The sequence below is a fragment of the Hymenobacter guriensis genome, assembly GCF_015773195.1.
Taxonomy (GTDB): Bacteria; Bacteroidota; Bacteroidia; order Cytophagales; family Hymenobacteraceae; genus Hymenobacter; species Hymenobacter guriensis.
This window is the reverse complement of the sequence record NZ_JADWYK010000001.1, coordinates 521,695-545,713: the sequence shown is the minus strand read 5'-3', so window position 1 is coordinate 545,713 and position 24,019 is coordinate 521,695. Positions and strand designations below refer to the sequence as shown.

Genomic DNA, 24,019 nt, shown 5'->3' with positions numbered 1-24,019 from the left:
TGACTAGGGACGGGCGGCGGTGCTGAGCACCAGCGGCTCGGCATGCTTGGCCACAATGCGGGTGTAGAACTCCCGCAGAGCCGTATACTCCGCCGCGCTGTACTGCACTTTGGTTAGCTGCAGCCGGCTTACAAACTGCACTTTATTGCCTTCCTGGGTGCAGCTGAAGAAGAACTTGCCGCCGTTTTCGGGCAGGGCCAGGGTAAGGCTCTGAGGCTTCTCCGCCACGGCCATTCCCGCTGGGAGCGTGATGCTGAGCTGGTGCGTTTCGTCGCGGGTAACGCCAAAGTCAACCGGGAAAAAGCGGCTTTCCGACCGGAACGGGTTGGTGCTCAGGCCCAGGCGCAGCAGGGGCGTAAGGTAGATTGTAGCGGGCTTATCGTCGGCGCCATCCAGGGCCAGCGGCAGATCCAGCTTTAGCGGCAGGGTAGGGTCCTGCTGGTTTTTCCACTGGGCCGCGGAGGGCGGGGTGGTATCATCGCCCAACTGATGTTGCAACTGGGTAACCAATTCCTTGGGCTCGGTCATGCGGGCCGCGGTGCCTTCGTAGCCATTCCATTCCCAGTGGGTGGTGCCTTTCAGGGCGCCGCTGGGCTGGAGGGCCAGCGCCGAGGTAGAGAGCTGCACCTGCTGGTGCTGGGGTGTGAGCGAAACCCAGCGGCTTTCGGTGGGCGACTTCAGCAGGCGGCCTTTCCCGTTCAGGCAGCGGCGCGGAAGCATGCCCACGGGCACTACCGGCTCCGTAGCGTCTGCCAGCAGCTCCTTGTTGTTGGCCAGGCTGATATGCGCTACCACGTAGTTGAAGTTGTTGAGCACGGGCATCGACTCCAGCACATGTCCGTGGGAGCGGGTGCTGAGAATAAGCGGGTGGGCTTCCAGCCCGACGGCGCGCAGGCTCTGCACCAGCAGCATATTTACTTCGGCCGCATTGCCCGAGCCCCGCTTTACCGCGTCGGCCAGCGTTTTCTCGAAATACAGCCGCTCCTCGCCGTTGTACTTGAGGGAATTCTGCACAATGGCTACCACCGCAGCCGCTCTTTCCCTGGGGTCGGGGTAGCGCAAACTCAGGCCGCTCAGCTGGGCGGCCAGCAGCGGCTTCTGCTTGAGGTCGGCCCCAAACTTTTCTTCCTTCAGCAAGTCGTCCGCTATCGATTCCCAGGTAGCGGCTACATCCTTTGGCTCCTGGTTGGGGTACTGAATAGAGGACAGCTCAAACTCTATCGACGAGAAATAGTCCCGCATGGCCGTCATGTAGGGCTCCTCGTTCAGGGCAGGCACATGCTGCATAGCCCAGCGGCTGCTTAGCGCCTGCGTCGATATCGAGTAGTCCTCCGTGCTGCCGGTGCCCGGTATGCGCTGCGTAAAGGTCGCCGAATACCCCACGGCCTTCTCTTCCTGTACGGCGAAGGGCAGGAAGCTGCGGGTAATCTGCTTGTAGCGGAAGTAGGCCGGAATAACGGTGCGGTACTCGCTCCAGTGGGTGGGAATGGTGTGCTGAAACTGCCAGTTCTGCAGGTTGAACAGGAAGTCCGACTCCACGGTATACGTAAACTCGATGATAGAGCCTTCCCGCACGTTGGGCAGCGTGAACCGGTAGCGGAGGTGGTTTTTATCCTGGTTTTCCTTGAAAATGGCATTGTCGGCCATCTTCTCCTGCACCAGCTTGCCGTTCACGAGGTTATAGGTGAGGCCCTTGAGGTTTTTCAGGAGCTCTGCCTGTTCGCCGTTGCGGTAAAGCGGCACGTCCACGGTCGCCCATTCGTAGCCGGCCTTGCGCCGGATGAGCAGGCGGGCGGTGCGCACGAATTCCAGATGAAACCCCTCGCGCCCGCCAACGATTTTCGACTGCCCGAAGTCGCAGAGCATGACGGCCGGCGCGGCGGAGTCGGCGGGCGCGGCCACAAAGTCAGCGGCGGTTACTTTTCCGAACTTGATGGGCGCTTCCTGGGCCAGCGCAACGGGCGCGCCCAGCACCAGCAGGCATAGAAGAGAGAACTGCCAGCGGCGGGAAAAAGCTCTGATAATCACCGGGAATATTACTTAAATCAGACAAAGGATAAACTCCTAAAGAATTGAGGGCAGCCTTGTTATTGGCAGCCGGACACACCTCGCATCTTCTTCACCAAATGTACATAATCCGGTCATTAAGCCACGCGTAGCCTATCTATTATTTTCTGAAGAGGGCTGCCCGTTACGCTGTGGCCGGGCGGTTGAGCACGGCCACCAGCAGGTACACCAACGCCAGCAGCAGCAGGGCCGCGCTGAGCATGTGCACGTAGGGCAGGCGGGCAGTGGTGTTGTCGTAGAGCCAGCCGGCCAGCAGCGCGCCCAAGCCAATGCCTATTTCGAGAGCAATGTACATGGTGGCCACGGCCCGGCCGCGCCGCTCGGGGTGGCTCAAATCCACCGTCCAGGCATACAGGGTAGGGGAGTTGAGGCCCGCGCCCAGCCCGAACAGCACCGCCCCGAGCAGGAACAGCACCACCGACTGGCCCATAAACGCCAGCACCAGCAAAGCCAGCAGCAGCACTGCTGTGGAAACACGCAGCACCGGCACCCGCCCGTAAGTATCGGAGGCCCGGCCCGCCACCAGCCGCACCAGCAGGGAGGTGAGCGTATAGCAGGTATAAAACAAGCCCTTATCGGCGCCTTTCAGGCCCAGGGCCACGCTCTGGTCGGGCACTACCGTGAGAATGGCGCCGAAGGGAAACAAACACAGCATGGTAATCAGGGCCGGCTTGAACACGCGGGGCTCCAGCACCTCGTGCCACTCCAGGCGCAGCAAGCTCCAACTGAAGGGCTGCCGTTGGGCCACGGGCAGCGTTTCCGTCATGGTGCCCTGCACCGCCAGACTCAGCAGCGCCATGCCCGAGGAGCAGTAAAACAAAGTGTTGAGCGAGAAAGTGGCCGTGATGTAGGGGCCCAGGGCCGGGCCGGCCGCCATGCCCAGGGAGCCGGCCACGCCCAGTAGCCCCATAGCTTCGCCGCGCCGGGAAAGCGGAATGATATCGGCAATGAAGGCGGCTGTGCCCGTGGGTTTGAACCCGGTACTGAACCCGTGTACCAGCCGCAGCAGCAGAAACCCGGTTACGGTAGTAGCCCAGGGGTAGAAAAAGCCGCACACAAAGCACACCAAAGAGCCAAACACCATCACCGGAATGCGCCCCACGGTATCGGCCAGCTTCCCGCTGAACGGCCGCGAAAGGCCCGCCGTGACGGTAAACAGGGCAATGATGTAGCCCTTGTAGTCGCCGCCGCCCATGCGCGTGAGGTAGTCCGGCAGCTCGGGCAGGAGCATGTTAAAGCTCATGAAAAAGAAAAACGACGACAGGCACATCAGCCAGAAGCCGGCCGTGTAGACCTTGGGAGCGGAAGCAGGAGTGGGCATTGGGGCAAAGGTAAGCCGGCCTGCCCGCACTGCCCGCACCGGCCCGGGGCCTTTTAATCGTCCGTTACACTATAAAGGCGTCATGCTGAACGGAGCCGAAGCCTGACGCTATTATCTCAGATGAATTCCCAAGTATGTTCTAAGGCAAGAGAAAACAGCCCCCTAGCCGCGGGCGTGACTGGGGCGGAGGCAGGCGGCTTCCCTACTGAAGTGGGGCCTCATGCGGGCAGGGTAGCCTGTTTAGTACCAGGTCTAGGGGTGCTTGGGTTTTGAGGTAAGATACTTGGGCTGCAGAGGCAACCCTAAGATTTGTTGCAGCGCCCGATGCAGAGCTAATCCATTAGAAACGTCGTTGATGAGAGAAAAGCCTCCCGGCCACTGTAGATAATAGAAATCGGACGGGGTTACAATACCAACTGCTCTAGTGCTGTATACGCGTTTTACTACACTGTCTAAGAGCGCCGGCTGGCGTTGGATGGAATGGTGGCTAGTGGCCAAGACTTGCCAGCGGCCCCGCTCGGCATGAAAAAACGCTTTTGCTTCTTTCACTCGCTGTCCGGGGAAAGCCTCCTCCTGGTACACAAACTGAGTAGTGTGTAGGGTATCTCTGGCCCAGACCAGTTGAATGCAGTAGTTGATACTCTCGGCATTCGAATACCCCATGGGGTAGTGGCATAAAAGGGTGTCGCCTGTACGCAGTTTCCCTATATTGAGCGTATCTCCCTCTATTAGCAAGGGTAAACTGACTTTCACCGATGGAGACGCTTTTGACGTCAACGCGCCTCGCAACGGAATACAGCCGCCCATGAGCAGCGTCACTAGAAGTAATAGGCGCATAACTATGTTGCCAACTCGCCCTAACGTAGCGTGCAAAGGCAATATACACCTCTGTATTCTATGTTACGTTTTGTTAGAACAGTACCTATAATTCCTCGACACGTTCTCTCTTCTCCTGCCAAAACGGCCGCCCGCCAACTGCGGCGCGAAGTGTGCCGTAGGCTCAGCCTATGTCCTGGTTTTCTGACTTCCTCAACACTATTTCCGCCAAAAAGCCCCGGCCCGATGGCAAGCCCGCGCTTTCGGTGCGGGAGCGGGTGTCGGCCCTGCGCAACCTGCCGGCCTTTCTGCGCCTGATCTGGGAAACCAGCCCCGGCCTCACGCTGGCCAATGCCGCCCTACGGCTGCTGCGGGCCGCCCTGCCGGTGGCCATGCTCTATGTGGCCCAGCTGATTCTGGATTCGGTGGTGCAGCTCAGTCGCCTGTCCGCCGCCGAGCGTACCCTCACGCCGGTGCTAAGCCTGCTGGCGCTGGAGTTTGGGCTGGCCATTCTGTCGGATGCGCTGGGGCGGGGTGTGGCTTTGCTGGATTCTTTGCTGGGCGACCTGTTTGCCAACCGCTCCTCGGTGCGGCTGATGGAGCACGCCGCCAAGCTGGACCTCGACCAGTTCGAAGACAGCACCTTTTACGACAAGCTGGAGCGGGCCCGCCGTCAGACCCTCTCGCGCACGGTGCTCATGGCCCAGGTGTTGTCTCAGGCCCAGGACCTCATCACCATGCTGTTTCTGGCCGTGGGGCTGGCCGCCTTCAACCCCTGGCTGCTGCTGCTGCTGCTGGTAGCCGTGGTGCCAGCCTTCCTGGGCGAGTCGCACTTCAATGAGCGCAGCTACTCCCTAGTGCACGGCTGGACGCCTGAGCGGCGCGAGCTGGACTACCTGCGCCAGACTGGCGCCTCCGACGAAACGGCCAAGGAAGTCAAGATCTTCGGGCTGTCGGGGTTTCTCATCGACCGATTCCGCACCCTGTCCGACGAGTTTTACCGCCAAAACAAAAGCCTGGTCATCCGGCGGGCCGGGTGGGGGACGTTCTTCGCGGCGGTGGGCGCGGCGGGCTACTACGCGGCCTACCTCTATATCGTCAAGGAGGCCGTATACGGGCGCGTCAGCATCGGGCAGCTCACGTTTCTGGCCGGCTCGTTTGCCCGCATGCGCGGCTTGCTCGAAGGCATTCTGAGCCGGTTCAGCACGGTGGCGGAAGGCGCGCTGTATCTGCAGGATTTCTTCGACTTTTTCCACCTGCAGCCCCGCATCCGCCGCGACGACTCACGGCCCGTGCTTCCCTTCCCCCGGCCCATCCGCCAGGGCTTCACTTTCGACAACGTAGGCTTCAAGTACCGCAACGCCGAGAAGTGGGCCGTGCGCAACCTCTCGTTCACGCTGCAGGCCGGCGAAAAGCTGGCGCTGGTGGGCGAAAACGGGGCCGGCAAAACCACCCTGGTAAAGCTCCTGTCCCGCCTCTACGACCCCACCGAGGGCCGCATCCTGCTCGACGGCCACGATCTGCGCGACTACGACCCGGCCGAATTGCGCCAGGAAATCGGGGTGATTTTCCAGGATTTCGTGCGCTTCCAGCTGTCGGCGGGCCAGAACCTGGCCGTGGGCCGCATCGAGCAGAAAGACAACCAGCCCCGCATCGAGCAGGCCGCCGCCCAGAGCTTAGCCGACTCCGTGGTGCGCAAGCTGCCCGAGGGCTACAACCAGATCATCGGGCGGCGCTTTGCCAAGGGCGTGGACCTAAGCGGGGGCGAGTGGCAGAAAATAGCCCTCGGCCGCGCCTACATGCGCGACGCCCAGCTCCTGATTCTCGACGAGCCCACCGCCGCCCTCGACGCCCGCGCCGAGTACGAGGTGTTCCAGCGCTTCAAGGATCTGACCCAGGGCAAAACCGCCGTGCTCATCAGCCACCGCTTCAGCACCGTGCGCATGGCCGACCGTATCCTGGTCATCGAAAACGGGCAGTTCGTGGAAATCGGCTCCCACGAGGAGTTGCTGGCCCGTGGTGGCCGCTACGCCGAGCTGTTTCAGCTGCAGGCTGCCGGGTATCGGTAGGTTGTTTTGGCGAGAGGCTTGGGCTATCTTGCATAGAGCAGCTGCGTGTTGCTTTGCTAGATAACCTAATTTGAAAATGAAATTAAAAACCAGACTTATTGTTTTTGTAGCGCTCTTGTTTTCAATAAGCTGCAATCAAATAAGTGATGATACTAAATTGAAAAACATTGTTCCTGATAAAACTAAAGATTTAAGTTTTGTTGCGAATGAAAAGTTCTTAACAAAGCATTCTGATAATTGTGGTTGTTTAGTTCAATTAGAACTTAAAGATAGTCTGAAGCTTGTTCATATTAAAGGCCAGTTCTATAAAAGTGCAACAGGACACTTGTATGAAAGAACTGTTGGACAACAGGAAGTTGATGGACACTTAGCTGATCATGAATACTTCAATGGGTATTTTTCTCAAGAAGTTGATCCTCTGAGTTTCGAACCACTTGATGGTTGGTATGCAAAAGACAAAAAATATGTTTATTATTATAGGCCTTTAAGCGGTGGTATGCAGATTTTGAAAATTGACACTGCCGATATAAAGACTTTTAAAGTGCTTGCTGGTCATTATAAATATGCAGTGGATGAAAGATTTTTCTACGATGATTCAGAAATTATTAATGGTTTTGTTCCAAGTAAGACAAAATTAAAATTTGACGGTAAAGGACGAGCTGTTAAAATGACTTTCAATAGTAAAGTGTATGAATTTGAAATTGTAGAATAAATGCTGATATGTCACTGTTTAGGTATAGATAAGAGCAAACTACTATTGAAGTACTATAGACAATAAAACTGATTCATCTTATTCCAGAACTTGGCTTTTAAAACAAAAACGTCCTGCCAGATGCTAAACTGGCAGGACGTTTCATGTGGTTTCGAGGCGTTACTGGGCCGCCGGGTACCAGTTGCGCAGGCGCACGTCGATTTTCTTGTTGGCTGCGTTTACTGTTTTCTTGAAGGCGTCCACGTCGCTCAAGCCGTTCTGGCCGCGGTAGTGGTAGGGGTATACAATACTCGGCTTGAAGGCCAGCACGCCCTGGGCGGCCTGGTTCACGTCCATGGTGTAGGGCAGGTTCATGCACACAAACGCCACGTCGATGTTCTTGAGGGCGCGCATTTCGGGAATGTCCTCGGTGTCGCCGGAGAGGTATACGTTTTTGCCGCCCAGGTTCAGCACGTAGCCATTGCCGCGGCCTTTGGTGTGCATGGCGTCGGCAGCTTCGGGCAGGTTGTACATCGGAATAGCCGAAACGCTCATGCCCAGGGTGTCGAGCTTCTGGCCGTTGCTGAGGATGCGGGCCTGGGCTTTATACTCAGCCGGGAGTTGATCGGCCACGGCTTTGGGCACCACCATCAGGGCCTTGCCTACGGAAAGGCCCGCCAGCGTCTTGGGGTCCAGGTGGTCGCCGTGGATGTCGGTAATCAGGATAACATCGGGGGCCGCCAGCCCGGCAAAAGCCTCGGCGCCGCCGTAGGGGTCCACGTAGATGGTCTTGCCGTTCCAGGTCAGCACCACGCTGCCGTGGGTAATGGGCTGCACGATAAGCGGGCCTTTTTTGGTCGTAATCTGGTCGGCTGCTACGCGCGGCGGGGCAGGAGTCTGAGCTTGGGTCTGAAGGGCGAAAACCGCCAGTGCGGCCGTGAGCAGGAGGGTGGACTTCATCTGGTTTTTGGTACTGTGGGTTAAAAGTTGATGCCGGGTTTAGCGAGCAGCGGGCCTGTAAGCGGAGCCACTACCCGCAAACCGTAGCAATAACCTCTTCGCGCGTCACAAGTTCAGGATAGTACCGGCTCTGGCAAGAACTTGGGCAGAAGTAGGCGTATCGAAGTTAGAACGTCATGCAGAGCGCAACGAAGCATCTCTACCGCTTCGTTGGATTACCACTACAACGTCAGCACGCGAGGGTCCTCGGCTTCGCTCGGAATGACGTTCAAACGAAGCGGTAGAGATGTTTCGGCTCCGCGGACGCCAGATAGAGCAGGCCGGCCTGTGGGCTTACTGTCCGCATAGCCTGATCCACCACGCACCCTGGCTTATCCCAGGGCTTTGTTCCGTACGCCAATCAACTCCGCCGCAATGCTGATGGCAATTTCCTCGGGCGTGCGGCTGTGGATGGGCACCCCAACGGGCGCGTGGATGCGGGCCAGCGTGGCTTCGCCAACACCTTCTGCGCGGAGTGAGGCCCACATATCGGCAATTTTGGCCTGGCTGCCCAGCACGCCCAGGTAGCCCAGCTGGTGGGGCAGCAACTGCTTCAGGGCCACGTAGTCGGTGCGGTAGCCGAAGGTCATCAGCACCACGAACTGCTCCGGACCCTCCGGTATTTCCGGAGCCAGCGCCTCGTAGCGCACGGCGCGGCGTTGGTGGGCGTAGGGGTTGCCTACGAAGGTGTTCAGCTCGGCCCGCTCTTCCAGCACCGTGATACCGAAGTCCAGCGTAGCCAGCACGCGGGTCAGGGCCAGGCTCACGTGCCCGCCCCCCACGATGGTCACGTGCTGGCGGTATCCCAGCGGCTCGGTGTAGTGCCACTCGGTGCCAAGCTGAAACGCAGCCGGCGCTAATGTATCAGTTAGGTGGAGGCCAGCTTGGCTAAGCTGCAGCTGCCCGCGCCGGGCGGTGCGCAGGCGCAGCAGGATTTCGGCCAACACGGGCGCATGAGTTGCCTGCAGGGGCAGTAGCAGCACAGTTTGTTCGCCTGAGCAGATCATGCCGGAGCGGTCTGCAGGCTCGTCACGGCGGTGAACCTGGCGGCGGATTTCGGGCCCGGTGCCGGGCTGCAGGAAGTGGGCGCGGGCTAGCTCCACCAGCTTGTGCTCCATCATGCCGCCCCCAATCGAGCCGGCCATACCCGTGCGCGTCACGCTCATCTTAAACCCCTGCCGTCCCGGGCTGCTGCCCTGGCTGTGCAGCACGCACAGCAGCGTCACCGGCTCCTGCTGCTTCAGCGCCTCAGCCGCGTGCTCCCAAACAGCCGCTTCACGCGGCACCGGAGCCTGGGCACCAGGGCCGTAGTCGGGAAGGGCAGAGAGCATGGGCAGAGCTGGGTTTTAGGAAGGCGAAGGACGGTAAGTCAGGCGCTGTATCGGGTTGCGGAAGTCGTTGAACGATGTAGAGACGCCTACTTGCGTCTCGTCGTTTGGGCCAATGTTTACGCTGTCATTCCGAGCGAAGCGAGGAATCTGGATCTACCATTGAACAAATGCGACGATTACCCCAGATTCCTCGCTCCGCTCGGAATGACAGTTGTTGCGTTAGACTTCTTTACAGCCACACGGCGGCCAGGGCGTAGGAAACGGCCATAACCCCCGAAAACAGGGCGCTAACCATAAAGCGCCGCTGGGCCGTCACGCGGTTTTGAATGTAGTAGTTGGCCGCCAACGACACCGGCGCGTTCAGCAGAAACGAGCGGCCAGCCACCGGCAATAGCGCCAGGGAAAGCGGCTCGGCCGCGCCCCCAAATAACCCGAGGAACGCATAATGCCGGGCAATCCAGAGCGGGTTGAAGTAAAGCAGCGACAGGGCGGCCCGTTGCCAGCGCTTCACGCGGGTGGTAGCCTCGGCGGCCGGTTGCTGCCGGTCGAGCCAGCGAAAATAGGCGGGTACTTCGGTCGAATACAGGATGCCACCCACGAGGGCCATGCCTAGCAGACGAAGCCAGGAAAACTGGTGCAGGAGCAGGGCCGCGGCCGTGTCGCCGGCGGCGTAAATCAGGAATCCTCGGAGGTGGTTACGGAGTTGAGTGGGGCGGGTGAGTTCCAAGCGGGGGTGGGGGCGGGCGTAAATTTGAAATCGGGGTGCAAATTTACGAGTTGTATTTCAGCCCTCCTAGAACCCTGTAAACAAGGTTTCCAGCCCGTAGCGCGGCCTCATATGGCCCTGGCTGGGCCTGTGGGCTTGGTTACCAATTTGGTTACCATTTCGGCAGCACAAATATATTCTTTTGTTTACTAATGCAGTTAGATAGTAGGTACTAATAAACTTAGTACATGTGCAGGCTTTTGCGTATACTTGGTACCCCGATCCAAGCGTTACGCCTTCCCCACCTGTTACACCTATCGCTATGCTGCTCAGCTACGAATACCGTATGGACCTGTATCTGTGGCGACGAGCAAACCGGGAGAATCCTGTATCCGGCCTTGCGCCCATCTCACTGCGTATCGAGATTGACGGATTCGACCGGGCGGAATTTGCGACGGGCGTAAAAGCAACGCAGTCCGCCTGGTGCAAGGAAAACAAGCGCCTGCAGGTAGAACCTGGTTTATCAAAGGAGGAACAGCAGTTACTTGATCGCTACAACAAGCGCCTGGCGAGTCTGCTGGTTCAGGCAGACAAGGCGTATGACGTACTGCGGACGCAGGGCGAAAACCCTTCCCCGGCTGATATTCGGGACTTACTACGGGGCCGGCCCATCAACGCCCGCCGTCTGTTACATGCCTTTGAGCTGCTGGAACAGATGAAGCAGTCCAAGGGGATGCAGGTTAACACGTTCGGTGTTATTCACAGCGTCCGCACCTTGCTGGATACGTACCTGGGAGCGAAACACGCCAAAGCCTTGCTGCTGTCAGCTGTCACGGTGGAATGGGTGCGCCGGCTGGAGCGGTGGATGATTGCCGAGAAATACAAGGTGTCTACCATCCGGGCTTACATTGGTTGCCTGCAACAGGCGCTGGATGAAGCCGCGCACGAAGGCTGGACTACCACCTCCGCTATTCGGGATTACAATTTTCTGTGTGCGACCTATGAAGCCGAGAAGCGTCATTTGAGCCTAGCGGAAATTGAGCGGCTACGGGCTGGCTGGGCGGGGCTGATTCCGCGCCTGCATCCGGCCGCCATTATGTTCCTGGTCAGCTGCTATACGGGGCTGTCCTACGTGGATTATTGCCGCGTTGCCCAGGAGCCCGACAAGTTCTTTGTACTGGCTCCCGATCCCGTTACCGGTCGCATGGCCCGGGGTATCCGGTTGGTGCGGCAGAAGACCCAGCGCAAGACCGTTGAAACCTGGACGCCCTTGCTGGTGCCGGCCGCCGCCTTTCTGGATAGCCTGACGGTGCCATTGCCTACGCTAATGCCCAACACGCTGAACGGCAACCTAAAGGAAATAGCCCAGCGGCTTGACCTGTCGCTAAAAGACCTCAAATACAAAGACGGCCGCAGCTCCTTTGCGCAGTGGGCGCGGGAATCACTCGGCAAGGAAACGGCAGCAGAGCTGGCCCGGCACACGGAAAAGGTAGCCGACAAGCACTATTCCGAAGCCACCTCGCAGGAATTGCTACGCAGGATGCACGTTCTTGGCGCCGAAATATCCTACAACTGATGTACGAATACCTTATCTACTACGAAGACAAACGAGGCGCCGGCTTCCTGGTAACGCTCCTTGCTGACTCTACCCGGCAGGCCTACGATCTGTTTCGCCAGCAGCACCCGGAAGCGGTGTACTGTGACTGTGGCCTGGCTTCTGCGGCCTAGCCCTTCAACCAGGTAAGCACCCCATACAGGACCAGACACAGCACAGCAATACCCAGGGGTTTCCACCACCAGGGGTCGGGGTTGTCGCGTTGGTAGTAGCCGGGGTGCATGGAGAGCAAGATAGAAAAACCCGCTGGTTGGCGCCAGCGGGTTTCTTTCGTTTTCGGGCCACGGTATTCGGGCTACCCGATTCTCCCTAGTCGGCTCCGGTTGCCGACTGAGCCCGCGTAAAGCGGATGATTACTCCTAAGCACTCAAATATACGCAACTCCCTGCAAAACAGCCCAGCCGCCTACGTGTATACGCGGGCGGCTAGTAGTCGTGTTCCTCCAAGTCGCAGTTGCGAGGAAGTCCAGTAAAAGGGCCGGGGGCAAGGGGCCTACCACCCATGTCTGTATTGTCCTTTATTCGCTGCTCTACAAACGCTGGCGTAACACTTTGTAGTGACGCTACCATTTGCTCCCTACGCGTGGTGACTACCGCAATTTCTTCAGCTGTCATGGGTTGCGCGGCTAGAACTTCTCGCGCTCCTGGGGCACACGTCAGATTATTAGCACACTTGCTACAGGCGGCATGTTCAGGGGCTTCAAAAGCAACCCACACCAGCTGGTCTGTACTGCGAATAGGCGTTACCGGGGAAATCATAGCCGACCAGCCCGTGACTTGCAGCGTGTGCCCGAACAGCGTTACCGGCCCGGCTATCAAGGCGGCAGCGTGGGGCAGCACATACTCGCACCACAGGCGAATCGGGAACCCGACCTTGAAGCCGTAGAAGCCCGTCATGTTGTTGTAGTACGCTGTCGGCACAACGGCGTACTGAGGCTCAGCAATCAAGTCTAGCCGGTAGCCATGCCCAGCCGGGGCTGTCATTAAGATTTCGTCTAGGTTCAGCGTTGGGGCCTGATGCCGCATTACTTCGTCTAGTAGTTCGTCAATGGCCTCGTGGGCATACCCCACATCTGGCAAGTCCATACCAGACCGGCAGCCTTCCCGGTACTCGCGGATGTCTTCTAAGCGTTCCGGGCTCATAAGCAAAGACCAATAACAACACCAGCTGCTAAAGCCCCAGCTAGAAGCAGGCCGCCCACCAGGGCGAAGGGTTTCCAAAAATCACGAGGGGCTTCCATTTATAGGGCCCGGTAGGGGCGTTTGCGGTGAAAGGATGCCAGCCGGGCCATTGTGTAGGAGTACTCAGTAAAGCGGTACTGCAGCAGGCCCCGGCGGCTGTAAACCGGGTACTCACCATACAGCTCAAAGTAAGCTAGGTCTTCGGCGTTCATACGTGAATATACGCAGAAACGACCTATTTAACTAGCTAACAGTCAATTATTTATCCACATTCAGCAACTCAGGGTAATGCTTCCAATCCTTGACCACCGGCCCCGCTAAACACAAGCTCCAGCTTTCTTCTGCTAGTAGCCCCGTAATCCGGTGAATGGTATCGGGCAGGATGGTAAAGGCCGCGCCCGGCCGCCGGTCTACGTCCTCATGCGGGTGGGTGGGGTGGCCTGGCCGGTAGATAGACTCCCGGTAGCCGCCTGCCAAAACATAGGTATCGAACCGGCAAGGATGATCGTGAGGGGCTCCATCGTCTGCCTGTCGGAGTTGATGGAGCATCGCCCATCTGCCATCTTCCAAGGGGCCTAGCGTGTACTTAGTAAGCGGGCCGTAGTGCTCTGTTTTCCAGACCTTAACCGGCCAGAACGGGAGCAGCTCCCGCAGCTGGGGTTCGTAGGTAGCGAGGAAGGTGTCGAGGGTCATAGCAGGAAGATTAGGAAGGCCACCACGCCAGCGGCGGCAGCTACGCGGAGGAAGGCGCTGGCTACCCTTCCTTCTGAGGCGGGAGTTAGTCGGCGAAGTAGCTTGTCGACCAGAGCCGACGAGCCCACGGCAAACACCGGGTCGCCTTTGCTCCAGTTCAGCACCGGGTCAAACAGGGCTATGCGGAGTAGGGCCGCTATTACCCAGCGGTCGACGTGCCACACCAGCCCATCCCGGTATTCGAGTCCTACCGACACCAGCAGCAACACATACAACCAGGGATAGAGGTAGTGCAGGGGGACGTTCACGCGGGCTTGCTCCGTCGACGGGACGTAGCGCCGGGTGAGCAGGTTCAATAAACCCTGGGCGCGGGCGTCGACTACCACGCCCAGGGTTAAGAGCAGCAGCCAGAGCATCTACTTGCGGCGGGCTTTCTCGTTCAGGCTTTCGCTGCGCACAGCATCATAGACCGCGTAGGCGAATACAGCCAGCGCCGGCCAGAACGTGATGTGAGAGAGCCAGCCAAAGGAGCCGGGCGTGTAGATTTTGGCGTCGACCAGGATAGCCACGGTGGCAATCACTAGGGCAAGGACGGTTGGGATTTTCATGGCAGTTGGGGAGTTAGACAGTTAGGGAGTTACTTCTTTGGGTAGGAGCTGGTGAATTGGAAGTGCATCCCATCGGCGTACTTCCAATCAGCCCCACACACCCATTTATGCTTGCGCCACACAGCCAGGAAGGCATCGGTGAACATGCCCTTGCGGCTGCCCATCTTCACGCCCAACGGGTTGAGCATGGCGTTAAAGTCGAGAGCCAGCCCCCAGCTGTGGATGCTGTATTCATTCACGCCCCGCTTCAGGCGCACGTTAAAGCACCCATCGTAGGTCTTTAGCTCCTTGATAAGTCCGGTGGCCAGCAAGTCCAGCAGCACCGCGTCAAGGGCTTCCGTTGCATAGCGGTTCATGTAGACGGCCGTAGGGCGGATGTTGCCATACTTCGGGAAGTAGGGCTTCACGGCAGCCGGCAGTTCGTGGCGCACCATCCATTTATCGACAAAGGCTTTCTTCGTCGGGTCGCCATAAGTGGCAAGGCAGAGCTGGGTATCAGTCATGGCTTCAGGCAGTAGTTTGAGTAGGTTTCTTGCGGCGCAATCGGGCGGCTACAACAGCCCATCCCCCGCCAAACAGCAGCCAGTAGCCCGCGCCCGCACCGGCCAGCCACAGGGCGTATTTCAGCCAGGGTGTTGGAGGCTTGATCGTGGTAGCGGTTGCTGTAGCGTTGGGTGCGGTAGCAGCGGCCCCGCCCCGTTGGCCGGCTTTGGTGTTGTCGGTCGTCGTTTGGTCAGTCGTTACTACTGCCTGCGGAGCTGCTGCCACTGCTTGTGCTCCAGTGCCCTTGGCAACGACCTTCTTCGGCCCGGCGGATGCCTTAGCGTAGGCTATCTGTGCTTTCTGCCAGGCGGCTAGTTGGCGCTTGTAGTCGCGCGACTCGCGGCGGGTGGGGTTGGCAGGGAGAGCTGGGACTGGGAATGAGGATAGCTCCGGAGAAAACGAGGATAGCTCCGGGGCAAAAGGAGGATAGCTTGCCGGCCGCCGGCCTACATCGGGTGTGTGTAGTACCTGGTGCTGTGGTTCGGGGCTTTCCTGGGTGAGCTGGCGGGCGGGGTGGCAGGATACGGCCATAGCCAGCAGCCCGCCGAGGAAGAACACGATGAAGATGAACCACAGGCCGCGTTTGGTTGATTCGGTCATGCTTCGGGTGTGCTTGGCACATTTGATTGGGCGGCCTTGATGAACTTGGATAGTTCGGCCTCGGCCTGGTCTTCTGTTACATTTAGGCGGTAGAATGAACACCCGCGAATAATGGCCAGCGTCTCTTTGGGGGTTAGCCCGCCGCGCTGGTTCAGGCGTTCCAATGTTTGGTCATGATTGCGATAGGCTTGTTTTTCAAACGGGCGCAACACCTCCATTGGAATGCTTTTCAAATACTTGCCTTCCATGATAGTCATGTTCATTCCACAGGTGCGCCTTGCGCGTTGGGGTTGGCAACTTGATCCATAATTGGGGGCGTGTAGCCGGGCGGATTCGGCACGGCCAGCGGGTTGCCGGCGCTATCGGCGGTCTTGCGGTCCTGGAACTTCTCGTAAGCCTTCAGGCCAGAGGCTCCCAGCGCGTAGGCCAGCAGGAACAAGGCAGGTTCGGCGCTCAGGTCTTTGCCCATGCATTCCGCCACGGCCTTCGCAAAGCACAGCAGCAGCCCAGCGTAAAAGGCTTGCGCCCGGAACAGGTCTTTGGCGACGGTATGGCCGGGCGGGTTTTCGGTAATGTCCCGCCACCATTTGGGGATTAGGTTCATTTGCCAGCCTGCTTTTTCAGTTCCAATTGGATAGCCAAGTGCCGGTCAAAGGCCGCCACACTCCCCCGCAGTACTTCGTTTTCGTGCTCCAGCTTGTCCTGCCGCTCCTTCAGGTAGTTGGTCAGCACTCGATCATCCTTGCGCTCCAGCCGCATTTCGGTCACCAGCAGGGTGAGGGCGTGTACTGCCTCCTTGGTTTCCTTGGTGGCCGTGTCAAACCCCGTAATCGTGCGGTTAATCAACCATCCTACTACTGCCACGACAGCCGCCAGCCCCGCGCCGACGGCTACGTTGGGAATGGCCGGGGCGGCGTCTAAGAGCAGCACGGAGGCGGTAAACAGGGGAAGGGCCGTAACGGATAGCACGAGCATTGGCGGTGGCAGGAGAGCAAGGCCGCCTAACGTCTCCTGCCATCCCGGCCAGTAGCTGGGCAGCGGAAGCCATTCACGAACGGCGGTGGAAGATGAGTAGGGCATGGCTGCATGGTGTTTGGTCAGGTCAGACTTTGTCGAAGGTTCCGGTAGCACCCCCGGAAATAGTGGCGCCCGTCTGGGCTATGTCCCAGATTTTGCCGCCCGGCGAACTGGCCTGCACGGTGTAGGCGCCATTGGCCAGGCCGGTGGTGTTGGTGGAGGCGCTGAGCGTGATGGTGTCGCCCACGCCCCAAATGGTAATGTCCCTGGAGCCCGTATAGGTCAGGCGGACGGTCGAGGCATTAGTGCGGGTCAGGTTCACGCGCACCTTGTTGTAGGTGGTGGTAATACCCAGCGTGCTCAGCAGCTGAGCGACTTTGGTTCTTTCCTGCGTCTGCACCAGGGCCTCATTCAGCTGGCCGGCCGTGAAGCCATCCAGGCGCAGGGTCTTCGCGCCGGCCGGCCGGCTGGCGGCGGTAGCTAAGAGCGTATCAAACAGGCTTTCCATTTCCGCCCCGCTCAGGCCGCACTCACGCCAGTCCATCGTGATAAGGACCGTTGCCCACTCCACATTCTGCCGGAAGGCCGCGAAGTTGACCCCGCCAAAGGCCGCGAAACGGGCTGACCAGTCCTTTAATTTGGTCAGGTCAGCTGCCGTAGCCGTGACAACCTGCGTGCGGTTGTTGGCGTGGCCCAGCGTTTCCAGCAAGGGGCAGCCGGTGATGTTGATGGTGGTCAGCCTACCGGCTGCGTTGGTGAAGGCGCCCAGGTTCAGCACCTTCAGCGCTGGCATGGAGCCCGTCGTAAACGTGCCGCTGAGCAGCCCGCCAGAGGCTTCTATCGTGGTCAGGCGGCTTCTATCGGTGGGCAAGCTCAGGGCGCTGAACTTGCCATTATCCAGGTAGATGCGGGCCGCGTTGACGTCCGCCAGGTTCAGCGTGCCACTTGTTAAGAGCGTGTTGGGAATGCGGAAGGCATCGGCAAACAGGCCCTTGGCCGTATGCACGTAACTCCCACCTACGTTGACGTACGTCAGGTTCTGGAACTTGCTGGTGTCGAATACGCCATCTTCCGAGCCAATCGTGCAGACAACCCCGGCGTTGTTCAGGTCGATGAAGGTGACTGCGTCGAAGGCGGAGGTATAGAAGTACACATTGTACAAGCCAGCGGCCGAGAAGCTCACCGTAAAGGGGCCCGCAGAGGGGACGGTAACCTCCTGCCCGGTGGACTCAACCAGCACCGTCACGGGCGTGTTGCTGTTCACGGTGCCGGTGTAGTTGCCGGATGCCGTGCGCAGCACCTTCACGGCCACGCTGGACACCCGCCCGCCCTGTAGAATCATTTGCAGGCGCGGGCTCATCGGATGTAGTATTTAAGGGCTGAGCCCGTCCACCAGAAGAAGATGCGGTTGATTTCGTTGTTCTTGTAGCTCTCACTGCTCGGCGCCTGGGTACCGGGAAGGGTGGGCTTGGCGGGGCCCATGTGGACAAGTTTGGTGAGCGTGTCTTCTACTGCTGTGGTGGTGTCGGCGGTGTAGGCAACCGCTGTTTGCGGGCTGGCATCCGTGCCGTAGTTGCGGTCTTTATCGAAGTAGAGCACCGTGCCGGTACTGACTACGGGCGGGTTGATCTTGGCATTCCACCCTGCTATCTGCGCATCCGACACCAAGCGGTAGGAGGATGTCTGCGGAATTGTGGAGGGGTCTACTGAGAACGTAGTGCCTGTTTGGGCAAGCCCCGCCCCGGCGGCGTAGGAACTAGCCCCGGTGCTTTCCACGAACGTAAAAACCGAACTACCCAGCGTACCGGAGGCGGCCAGCGTGGCTGTCCAGCGGCGGGGGTTGCCATTTCCGTCTACTGCATAGTCGCCCTCACTCACGAAGAGCGTGGCGCGCATAATTTCCGCCTTAGTGTCAGCATCCGTCGTGCGCGTCCAGCCAGCGGCTTTCGCTACATAAAGGCCTGAAGCAGCCGAAGCTAATGCCAGAATTACCCGGTCGCCTTCTAATAACTGTACACCCTGCACGATAGGCAGTCCAGCCGTTGCGAGAGTACCCCCGCCGGGAATAGCTGTCAGCAGTACCCGCGCTTCATCTTTGAAACTCAGGCCGTTCACCAGGTCTCGTAATTCCCCTATCGTAGCCAGGCGGCTATCGTTATCGATGCGGGGGCCGGTGCTTAGCAGGTCTCCTGTTACCGTGTCGCCTGCCTTGTTGATTGGGGTGAAGCCTAGCGCGTCCTGCTTGCCCTGCTCCAGATCGGAAACATCCTGCTGCAAGTCCACAATGTCGGCGCGGGCCTGCGTATCGGTTCCGTCCCCACCGCCCGAAGAACTCCCCCGCTGGTCGTCTACCGTAATACCTCCATCTTCCAGTAGCAGTACATCGGCATCCGTTACCCGGCATCCGGGAAGCAGGCGCACGGTTCCCGTCCCAACAGGGGCTACCCCATCGACAAACACAAAGAAGCTTCCAGCTCCGACTTCCAGTTCACCATAAATAAGCGACGGATTGATCTGGCAATCCGTGCAGTAGACGAGAGCACTCTCGGGGATAAGCAGCCGCCGAAAGACGCTAGCGTGCGCTGTCCGCTCCAACGCGATAATTCCCGCGCCGCTGGATTCGAAAAAGTCCACCTGCGCACAGGTAAGCACGACGCCGGTCAAGATTTCCACCTCGAACCGCCCACCGTTGATAAAAACGTCCGCAAAGGTAAGGTTAGCCGAAACGCTTAACCCCGCCCTTAACTGAATAATCCCATCAAACCCACCAGCGCCTGTTATCCCCCGCGCTTCTGCCAGGGTGTGTACCTGGTAGCGGGTTCCATCCGGGGCGGTAACGAGTACCGGACTACCCGCCACCGCTTCCCACCAACACTTTTCCGGGTGTTCCGGGTCGTAGGCGGTAAGCGTGGTTTGCAGGGCGGCTACCTTCTGCGCTTCCGTGGCTGTTGCCCACCAGTCCATATCAACCCGCAACCGCTCCTGGGTTCCGTCCGGGTAGGTGATGGTCATGCCAACTCCAAGCTGGCCGGAGCTGTAGGGGTTGTAGGTGTTGAGCTTCCCGTCAGGACTGGTTTGCAGCGCAGCGCGGGCGGCTACGTCTGCTACGGGTTTGTCGTGGTCACCCCAGCGGGCATAGTGGGTCGTCTTGCCGTTGTCGGTCAACGGTACGGCCGCGTCACTAAGGTTTGTTCCGAGTAGGTTCGCCATTACAGTAGTTCGATTGAGACGGTGCCGGAATTGAGGGTGCCGTAGACCAGCAGGAAGCCTTCGGGCTCCCCTTCGGAGTTGATGAAAGTGAAGGCCCGGGTTTGGAAAGCCGAGTTCAGCAGGCCGCCAACCTTCACCGTAGGGGTTCCAGCGGTTGCCTTGTAGGCGAAGACCGGGTATTGGCTGGCCAGGGTGATGGTGCGGGCCTGCTGCCGGGTTTCCCCGAACTCCTGCCCCCAGCCCTTTGCTGTTGCCTCAGTGCCTGTCATGGCTTTCAAAGCCGTGCTCAGGGCGCCGGCCGAAATGGTTGCTGGGTCTGAAGAGAGGGCTCCCCAGAAGCGCTTGGATTGAATCAATACCTTCACCTCCGCCTCTTTAACCAGTCCTTCGGCATCAGTGGCCACGTTCTTGAAAGTGGTCACGCCTGTAGGGTTTGATTCGCTTATAGGGTTGGCAAACACATGCACCGTCCCGCTCAGGTTGGTTGTTCCGTCGCCCACGTCCTGGCTTTCGCCGGCCACGGTTACGGTAGCGATCAGATTGTCTTTTTTGGTGACGGTCCAGTTAAGCTCAGTAGCCAGATCAGCACCCGGCTCCCGCTTGAGCGCATCCGGTGTTGATAGGGCGGGCAAGGGTGGAAGCTCAGGCGCTACAATGGCCTCGATGGCTGCTCCATTGGCGTCGTTGTTGATAGTAAGCTCCTGCCCGGCGGTTATGCCCAGCCCGGTTTTGGTAGCGGTGATGGTGCGGGTTCCGACTTCTACCGCTCCACCTCTGGCCGCTACGCTGTCCGTTGCCAGGTCGTAGGATACCGGCGTCAGGGTTTCGCCCTCTTCCTCGTCTCCGCTGACCGTGTAGGCGTCCGGCAGCAGCGAAATCGTGCTACCGCCAAAGGCTAGCACGTCCGGCCCGCCCGGGCGGTTGGAGACACGGTACAGGGTGCCCGGTTTCAGGGCGGCATCCTGTCGCGTGTTATCCAGCTGGCTCCAGGTGCGCACCAAATAGGTGTCGGTCACGCCAACAAACGAGCGTAGCGCCTGCAAAGAGGTTACGACGTCCCGGTCTTCCGGCGCAAGCGCGCCCGGCCGATGCACCACAAGCAGGTCGTTGAGTTGCAGCGCCAGGGAAAGCGTCAGGTCTGTTGGTTTACGATCCATTGCCTTGTAGAAGTAAGTAGCCGCCTGCTATGGGGCGAGGGTCGCCAGCTTGGTAGAGTAGCCGGCCCGGTTCAACCGCACCAACTGACAAGCCCAGCAGCTGCACGGCGGTAATCGTCCACTCTACATTGCGCACGTCGTAAGCACAAGCGGGAAGCGGATACACCCCCGGAGTGTCTTCGCTAGGGTCGGTTAAGAGCGCCCCCGGCCAGAGGTCGCCTAAGAGCACACCCGACAGCACCTGTTGGGGCCGGCGCTGGCAGATAGCGCGGTAGGAGGCCTGCCAGTCAATCAGCTGGTATTGCCGCTCCGGATAGGCCGGCTCAAACCAAAGATTGGTCGGCTTGCTATCGGCTCCTAGTAGGGTGCCTTTCCGGCGTACCCTTGGCGTATCCGTATGAAACAGCGTCAGGCTTTCATCGAGCCGGGTAACATCGAGCTTGTTGCTGGCAATGGCTTTATCGGCGTAGTCTTCCTCTGAGAAGATTTGCCCGAAGAGGTTATCCAGCTGCCAGTGTAGTTTCAGGTCTGTAATGCGTACATCCATCGGCAGCCCATCTCCGGGCACTTCTGGCTGGTAGAAGCGCAGCGAAGCACCCGAAGTAGCTTGCGGAAGGGGGGCGTCCCGACGCGGGAAGAAGCCTTGCAGTTCGTAGGTTTCGCCGGGCTGGGGAAGGCGGACAATCGTGGTGAACCCATCCGCATCCGCTAACTGCGGTTCGTACTCTTTGCCATTCACGACCAGCACCATCCGCATAAACGGTTGGGTCGTCGTGTCTTCGGTGTCGTACTCGCCCGTTACGGGGGTGATCTTGCCGGAGATAATGAGTGCCTGGCGTTGGTCTTTGTAGAGGGGAATAGGAACGGTAACCGGGGTTTCCAGGTAGCTCAGTAGACCGGAGAACACCCCCGGAATGCCGCTCTTTAGCTCAATCTCCGGGGTTTTGCCCTTGCCTGCATAGTGCAGGGTGTAGGAAGCTGCACCGCTCCAACCCGGTAGGGTGGTAGCTGTATCCGCTGGTAGGAAAGGCGCCAGCAGGTTAGCGACCTCCCCCGGCTCGGCTTTGACGGTTACCTGCTTCACCGCCCCTCTTTCGGAGGCGGTTTGAGAGGCTTCTACCCAATGCGGGTGCCCTTCCGTGGGGATTTCCACCGACACCAAAGGCTCCACAGTGGCCGTTGGTAGACTCTGGCCTTCCGCACTGAAGACGAAATAGGTCTGCTCTTCCGTGGATAGATCAGCGAACCGCTCCCAATACCAATAACCCGCCCACTGATACAGTCGGCACCCCCGACTTTCCAGGATGGCGTTTAATACTTCTGCACAATCCCATGCCTCCCCCTTGTCGGTGGTGTAGCTGGCGTAGGTATCGACAAAGACCTGTTCTAAGACACTCCCAAGGTCAGGCCCACCACCGACCGGGTAGAGGTTATCGAGTACTCGTAGAGGTAAGATTAAATCGGTTTTACCCAGGCAGGTTTGCACGACCTGCAGCAGCGACCACATACCCCGGTAGGGGGAGCCATCGGGCCGGGCAAAGGGCTTGCCCGAAAGAGTAGCCAGGGCATCCGTGGCCTGTAGTTGAAGCGGTTTAGGAGCCGACAGATGGGGAACGGTGTACTGCTCAGGCAGTATCCAGCCCCTCCAAAGCTCTTGCTCGTCGCGTTCAACGACAACCCCAACCAGTCGTTCGTGCCCGCTGAACACGTCGAGCAGCTGGTTGTCGTAGGTCAGCAGAATGTCTAGCGCACACTCCGAACCCCGAATACCGGGCACAAAGGCGGTTTCCATTGCCCCGGCTTGCCAGTCGAGCACCAGGGGAACATCGGAGCCTATAATATCTTCCGCCTCGCCCGTATAGCCCAGGTAAGGAAAGCGAACAACGATATCCCGATTCCAGAAGTCCTTAAAGGCAAGTCGGTAGCGGTCAGCATAACTCGCCACGACTCGCACCAGCGTAGTAGCTGTACACCCGCCTTCCCGGGTTTCGGTGGCGGTCAGGGGGTAGAGCCCTTGCGGCAGTTCCTCAAACAAAGGACTGGTTTGGCCGGCGTCGGGCGTTCCATCCAGCCGGTAGAGCACCGGCCCCACAGCACCCGTAGTAGTAGCGGTTATAGCCCCATAGCCGGTACTGGTATTGAACGTGGCCGTGCCTGCTACCGTGATTCCACAGAGTCGCTGGCAGGTCGCTACGTTGTCGTAATCGATCGTTGCAATGTAATCGGGCACACCCGCGTAATAGACTCTGCGCTCGGTGTAAGGAGCCTGACCCGAAGCCAGGCACCAACGGTCAAGTATCTCAGCAGCCGTGCGAGTGAACCTGGGCGGGTTGTCGGCTACGGTGTAGAAGCCTAAATCTTCCTTTACCTCTACTGTGTGCGAGGAAGGGAGGTAGTACACATCATACTGCGAGAGTAAGCCTATTTCGCGAGGTACCGCCCGGTAGCTACGGGCTAGTAGGATAGCGCCAGCGGGGGCGGTGAAGTGATTGGCTGGAGCGGGCAACAGGTCAACCGTGGCGGGGCTGTTGGGGGCCGGGCACTCAGTGGCGTTGGGGGTTCGTTCCCGCCGGCTGGTCCCGTCTAGCGCGTAGGCTGGGTATACGTCTACTCGCGTGGTATCCTCGCAGTAGAAGCCCAGCAGCTTGGTAGCGGAGGGAGTGAAGGGCGCCGGGAACGGGGCGTTGTAGGTGCTGGTTCTGGTTTCGTCCTCTCCGGTGCGGGTGTTGTAGCTCCATTCGGTGACAACCGCTTTCTTGCGGTCCTCCCCAGGAACTACCGTGCGCTTTACCAGAATCAGAGCCATGCACGAAGCTACCCCCAGGGGAGGGCGGGCGGAAGGCAGGCGCGGGGTATCACTAGGACAAACAAAAAGTTTAGTATACTTGACGTTATGAAAAAGCTACTGCTATCCTTGGTGTTGATTCTGGTGTGTTATACCGTGCGGGCGCAGAATGTAAAGGCGCTTGACGAAAAGAATGGTTTTAGAGATGCGCGGTTCTGGGCAGATACCACCGCCATCAAAGACTTGGTTTATTTAACCACCTCTCAAGACCGCATACGGTATTACAAACGAACCAGCGACAGTCCGTCGATAGGCAACGCCCAAGTAGATATATCTTATGGGTTCTACAAGGGTCGTTTAATGGCAGTGGTCCTCACCACTAATAGCGCAAGCTATCTGCTTGATGCGTTGAAAGCGTCTTATGGCCCTGGTATTCAGAATAACAGATATATACCAGAGTATTTTTGGCTGGGCCAGCAGGTTTATATGTCATTTAAAGAAGATACAGCCTTGCATACAGCACAGGCAGTTATTATCAGCCGCACAATGCAAAAGCAACAAGAGGAGGATAATAAGAAGGCAGCCGAAAAGGCAAAGGCCGAGCTGTAAA

At 58.8% G+C, this 24,019-nt stretch carries 25 protein-coding genes; 5 read left to right on the top strand and 20 right to left on the bottom strand.

Annotated features, from left to right (window positions below):
• Window positions 1-3: 3 nt before the first annotated feature.
• From I5L79_RS23585 to I5L79_RS02425, 3 genes are all read right to left on the bottom strand, one after another.
• Window positions 4-2,028, bottom strand: coding sequence for a DUF3858 domain-containing protein (locus tag I5L79_RS23585; protein WP_196953423.1), 2,025 nt, complete (start codon window positions 2,026-2,028; stop codon window positions 4-6).
• A gap of 163 nt (window positions 2,029-2,191) precedes the next feature.
• Window positions 2,192-3,388, bottom strand: a complete 1,197-nt coding sequence (locus tag I5L79_RS02430) for an MFS transporter (protein ID WP_196953422.1) — start codon at window positions 3,386-3,388, stop codon at window positions 2,192-2,194.
• A 252-nt stretch (window positions 3,389-3,640) separates the two neighbouring features.
• A complete protein-coding gene (locus I5L79_RS02425) occupies window positions 3,641-4,225 on the bottom strand; it encodes a hypothetical protein (protein ID WP_196953421.1) in 585 nt (194 codons plus the stop codon).
• A 170-nt stretch (window positions 4,226-4,395) separates the two neighbouring features.
• Between I5L79_RS02425 and I5L79_RS02420 the strand changes: the two genes are divergently transcribed.
• Together I5L79_RS02420 and I5L79_RS02415 are read left to right on the top strand one after the other, a co-directional pair.
• Window positions 4,396-6,273, top strand: a complete 1,878-nt coding sequence (locus I5L79_RS02420; protein WP_196953420.1) for an ABC transporter ATP-binding protein — start codon at window positions 4,396-4,398, stop codon at window positions 6,271-6,273.
• A 76-nt stretch (window positions 6,274-6,349) separates the two neighbouring features.
• On the top strand, window positions 6,350-6,985 hold the full coding sequence (locus tag I5L79_RS02415; protein WP_196953419.1) for a DKNYY domain-containing protein: 636 nt from the start codon (window positions 6,350-6,352) through the stop codon (window positions 6,983-6,985).
• Window positions 6,986-7,144: 159 nt separating this feature from the next.
• Here I5L79_RS02415 and I5L79_RS02410 read toward each other — a convergent pair whose 3' ends face one another.
• The 3 genes from I5L79_RS02410 to I5L79_RS02400 all read right to left on the bottom strand — a co-directional run bounded on the left by I5L79_RS02410 (window position 7,145) and on the right by I5L79_RS02400 (window position 10,021).
• Window positions 7,145-7,924, bottom strand: coding sequence for an MBL fold metallo-hydrolase (locus I5L79_RS02410; RefSeq protein WP_196953418.1), 780 nt, complete (start codon window positions 7,922-7,924; stop codon window positions 7,145-7,147).
• Window positions 7,925-8,295: 371 nt separating this feature from the next.
• Window positions 8,296-9,294, bottom strand: coding sequence for an XdhC family protein (locus tag I5L79_RS02405; RefSeq protein WP_196953417.1), 999 nt, complete (start codon window positions 9,292-9,294; stop codon window positions 8,296-8,298).
• A gap of 229 nt (window positions 9,295-9,523) precedes the next feature.
• Window positions 9,524-10,021, bottom strand: coding sequence for a hypothetical protein (locus tag I5L79_RS02400; protein ID WP_196953416.1), 498 nt, complete (start codon window positions 10,019-10,021; stop codon window positions 9,524-9,526).
• A 301-nt stretch (window positions 10,022-10,322) separates the two neighbouring features.
• Between I5L79_RS02400 and I5L79_RS02395 the strand changes: the two genes are divergently transcribed.
• Complete coding sequence (locus I5L79_RS02395; protein WP_196953415.1) at window positions 10,323-11,576, top strand: phage integrase SAM-like domain-containing protein; 1,254 nt, start codon at window positions 10,323-10,325, stop codon at window positions 11,574-11,576.
• A complete protein-coding gene (locus I5L79_RS02390; protein ID WP_196953414.1) occupies window positions 11,576-11,728 on the top strand; it encodes a response regulator in 153 nt (50 codons plus the stop codon). Before I5L79_RS02395 ends, I5L79_RS02390 begins: the two co-directional genes overlap by 1 nt.
• Before the next feature lie 312 nt (window positions 11,729-12,040).
• On the opposite strand, the gene I5L79_RS02385 is transcribed toward I5L79_RS02390, so the two are convergent.
• The 14 genes from I5L79_RS02385 to I5L79_RS02320 form a co-directional block, all read right to left on the bottom strand.
• Window positions 12,041-12,700, bottom strand: coding sequence for a hypothetical protein (locus tag I5L79_RS02385; protein ID WP_196953413.1), 660 nt, complete (start codon window positions 12,698-12,700; stop codon window positions 12,041-12,043).
• 155 nt (window positions 12,701-12,855) lie between these two features.
• Complete coding sequence (locus I5L79_RS02380; protein ID WP_196953412.1) at window positions 12,856-13,008, bottom strand: hypothetical protein; 153 nt, start codon at window positions 13,006-13,008, stop codon at window positions 12,856-12,858.
• 46 nt (window positions 13,009-13,054) lie between these two features.
• A complete protein-coding gene (locus I5L79_RS02375) occupies window positions 13,055-13,489 on the bottom strand; it encodes a hypothetical protein (RefSeq protein ID WP_196953411.1) in 435 nt (144 codons plus the stop codon).
• A complete protein-coding gene (locus I5L79_RS02370) occupies window positions 13,486-13,905 on the bottom strand; it encodes a hypothetical protein (protein WP_196953410.1) in 420 nt (139 codons plus the stop codon). The genes I5L79_RS02375 and I5L79_RS02370 overlap by 4 nt, the downstream gene beginning before the upstream one ends.
• Window positions 13,906-14,097, bottom strand: a complete 192-nt coding sequence (locus I5L79_RS02365; RefSeq protein ID WP_196953409.1) for a hypothetical protein — start codon at window positions 14,095-14,097, stop codon at window positions 13,906-13,908.
• 29 nt (window positions 14,098-14,126) lie between these two features.
• A complete protein-coding gene (locus tag I5L79_RS02360; protein WP_196953408.1) occupies window positions 14,127-14,600 on the bottom strand; it encodes a M15 family metallopeptidase in 474 nt (157 codons plus the stop codon).
• 4 nt (window positions 14,601-14,604) lie between these two features.
• The gene (locus I5L79_RS02355) at window positions 14,605-15,240 is read right to left on the bottom strand and encodes a hypothetical protein (RefSeq protein WP_196953407.1); all 636 of its coding nucleotides are present in this window, start codon (window positions 15,238-15,240) and stop codon (window positions 14,605-14,607) included.
• Window positions 15,237-15,503 carry a hypothetical protein gene (locus tag I5L79_RS02350; protein WP_196953406.1) on the bottom strand — a complete coding sequence of 89 codons (267 nt, stop codon included), beginning with the start codon at window positions 15,501-15,503 and terminating at the stop codon, window positions 15,237-15,239. Before I5L79_RS02350 ends, I5L79_RS02355 begins: the two co-directional genes overlap by 4 nt.
• Window positions 15,500-15,844 carry a hypothetical protein gene (locus I5L79_RS02345; protein WP_196953405.1) on the bottom strand — a complete coding sequence of 115 codons (345 nt, stop codon included), beginning with the start codon at window positions 15,842-15,844 and terminating at the stop codon, window positions 15,500-15,502. The genes I5L79_RS02350 and I5L79_RS02345 overlap by 4 nt, the downstream gene beginning before the upstream one ends.
• Entirely contained in the window at window positions 15,841-16,215 is a 375-nt protein-coding gene (locus I5L79_RS02340) for a hypothetical protein (protein ID WP_196953404.1), read from the bottom strand. The genes I5L79_RS02345 and I5L79_RS02340 overlap by 4 nt, the downstream gene beginning before the upstream one ends.
• A gap of 127 nt (window positions 16,216-16,342) precedes the next feature.
• Complete coding sequence (locus I5L79_RS02335) at window positions 16,343-17,617, bottom strand: hypothetical protein (protein ID WP_196953403.1); 1,275 nt, start codon at window positions 17,615-17,617, stop codon at window positions 16,343-16,345.
• Complete coding sequence (locus I5L79_RS02330; protein ID WP_196953402.1) at window positions 17,614-19,467, bottom strand: hypothetical protein; 1,854 nt, start codon at window positions 19,465-19,467, stop codon at window positions 17,614-17,616. Before I5L79_RS02330 ends, I5L79_RS02335 begins: the two co-directional genes overlap by 4 nt.
• Window positions 19,467-20,624 carry a hypothetical protein gene (locus I5L79_RS02325; protein WP_196953401.1) on the bottom strand — a complete coding sequence of 386 codons (1,158 nt, stop codon included), beginning with the start codon at window positions 20,622-20,624 and terminating at the stop codon, window positions 19,467-19,469. Before I5L79_RS02325 ends, I5L79_RS02330 begins: the two co-directional genes overlap by 1 nt.
• Window positions 20,614-23,430, bottom strand: coding sequence for a hypothetical protein (locus tag I5L79_RS02320; protein ID WP_196953400.1), 2,817 nt, complete (start codon window positions 23,428-23,430; stop codon window positions 20,614-20,616). The genes I5L79_RS02325 and I5L79_RS02320 overlap by 11 nt, the downstream gene beginning before the upstream one ends.
• Before the next feature lie 87 nt (window positions 23,431-23,517).
• On the opposite strand from I5L79_RS02320, the gene I5L79_RS02315 reads away from it, so the two are divergent.
• Window positions 23,518-24,018, top strand: a complete 501-nt coding sequence (locus I5L79_RS02315; RefSeq protein WP_196953399.1) for a hypothetical protein — start codon at window positions 23,518-23,520, stop codon at window positions 24,016-24,018.
• Window position 24,019: the final 1 nt, after the last annotated feature.

Excerpts from the sequence above, each read along its gene's own strand:
- I5L79_RS02430 (WP_196953422.1), bottom strand. The coding sequence starts at position 3,388 with ATGCCCACTCCTGCTTCCGCTCCCAAGGTCTACACGGCCGGCTTCTGG.
- I5L79_RS02425 (WP_196953421.1), bottom strand. The coding sequence starts at position 4,225 with ATGCGCCTATTACTTCTAGTGACGCTGCTCATGGGCGGCTGTATTCCG.
- I5L79_RS02420 (WP_196953420.1), top strand. The coding sequence starts at position 4,396 with ATGTCCTGGTTTTCTGACTTCCTCAACACTATTTCCGCCAAAAAGCCC.
- I5L79_RS02415 (WP_196953419.1), top strand. The coding sequence starts at position 6,350 with ATGAAATTAAAAACCAGACTTATTGTTTTTGTAGCGCTCTTGTTTTCA.
- I5L79_RS02410 (WP_196953418.1), bottom strand. The coding sequence starts at position 7,924 with ATGAAGTCCACCCTCCTGCTCACGGCCGCACTGGCGGTTTTCGCCCTT.
- I5L79_RS02405 (WP_196953417.1), bottom strand. The coding sequence starts at position 9,294 with ATGCTCTCTGCCCTTCCCGACTACGGCCCTGGTGCCCAGGCTCCGGTG.
- I5L79_RS02395 (WP_196953415.1), top strand. The coding sequence starts at position 10,323 with ATGCTGCTCAGCTACGAATACCGTATGGACCTGTATCTGTGGCGACGA.
- I5L79_RS02390 (WP_196953414.1), top strand. The coding sequence starts at position 11,576 with ATGTACGAATACCTTATCTACTACGAAGACAAACGAGGCGCCGGCTTC.
- I5L79_RS02385 (WP_196953413.1), bottom strand. The coding sequence starts at position 12,700 with ATGGACTTGCCAGATGTGGGGTATGCCCACGAGGCCATTGACGAACTA.
- I5L79_RS02380 (WP_196953412.1), bottom strand. The coding sequence starts at position 13,008 with ATGAACGCCGAAGACCTAGCTTACTTTGAGCTGTATGGTGAGTACCCG.
- I5L79_RS02375 (WP_196953411.1), bottom strand. The coding sequence starts at position 13,489 with ATGACCCTCGACACCTTCCTCGCTACCTACGAACCCCAGCTGCGGGAG.
- I5L79_RS02370 (WP_196953410.1), bottom strand. The coding sequence starts at position 13,905 with ATGCTCTGGCTGCTGCTCTTAACCCTGGGCGTGGTAGTCGACGCCCGC.
- I5L79_RS02365 (WP_196953409.1), bottom strand. The coding sequence starts at position 14,097 with ATGAAAATCCCAACCGTCCTTGCCCTAGTGATTGCCACCGTGGCTATC.
- I5L79_RS02360 (WP_196953408.1), bottom strand. The coding sequence starts at position 14,600 with ATGACTGATACCCAGCTCTGCCTTGCCACTTATGGCGACCCGACGAAG.
- I5L79_RS02355 (WP_196953407.1), bottom strand. The coding sequence starts at position 15,240 with ATGACCGAATCAACCAAACGCGGCCTGTGGTTCATCTTCATCGTGTTC.
- I5L79_RS02350 (WP_196953406.1), bottom strand. The coding sequence starts at position 15,503 with ATGAACATGACTATCATGGAAGGCAAGTATTTGAAAAGCATTCCAATG.
- I5L79_RS02345 (WP_196953405.1), bottom strand. The coding sequence starts at position 15,844 with ATGAACCTAATCCCCAAATGGTGGCGGGACATTACCGAAAACCCGCCC.
- I5L79_RS02340 (WP_196953404.1), bottom strand. The coding sequence starts at position 16,215 with ATGCTCGTGCTATCCGTTACGGCCCTTCCCCTGTTTACCGCCTCCGTG.
- I5L79_RS02335 (WP_196953403.1), bottom strand. The coding sequence starts at position 17,617 with ATGAGCCCGCGCCTGCAAATGATTCTACAGGGCGGGCGGGTGTCCAGC.
- I5L79_RS02330 (WP_196953402.1), bottom strand. The coding sequence starts at position 19,467 with ATGGCGAACCTACTCGGAACAAACCTTAGTGACGCGGCCGTACCGTTG.
- I5L79_RS02325 (WP_196953401.1), bottom strand. The coding sequence starts at position 20,624 with ATGGATCGTAAACCAACAGACCTGACGCTTTCCCTGGCGCTGCAACTC.
- I5L79_RS02320 (WP_196953400.1), bottom strand. The coding sequence starts at position 23,430 with ATGGCTCTGATTCTGGTAAAGCGCACGGTAGTTCCTGGGGAGGACCGC.
- I5L79_RS02315 (WP_196953399.1), top strand. The coding sequence starts at position 23,518 with ATGAAAAAGCTACTGCTATCCTTGGTGTTGATTCTGGTGTGTTATACC.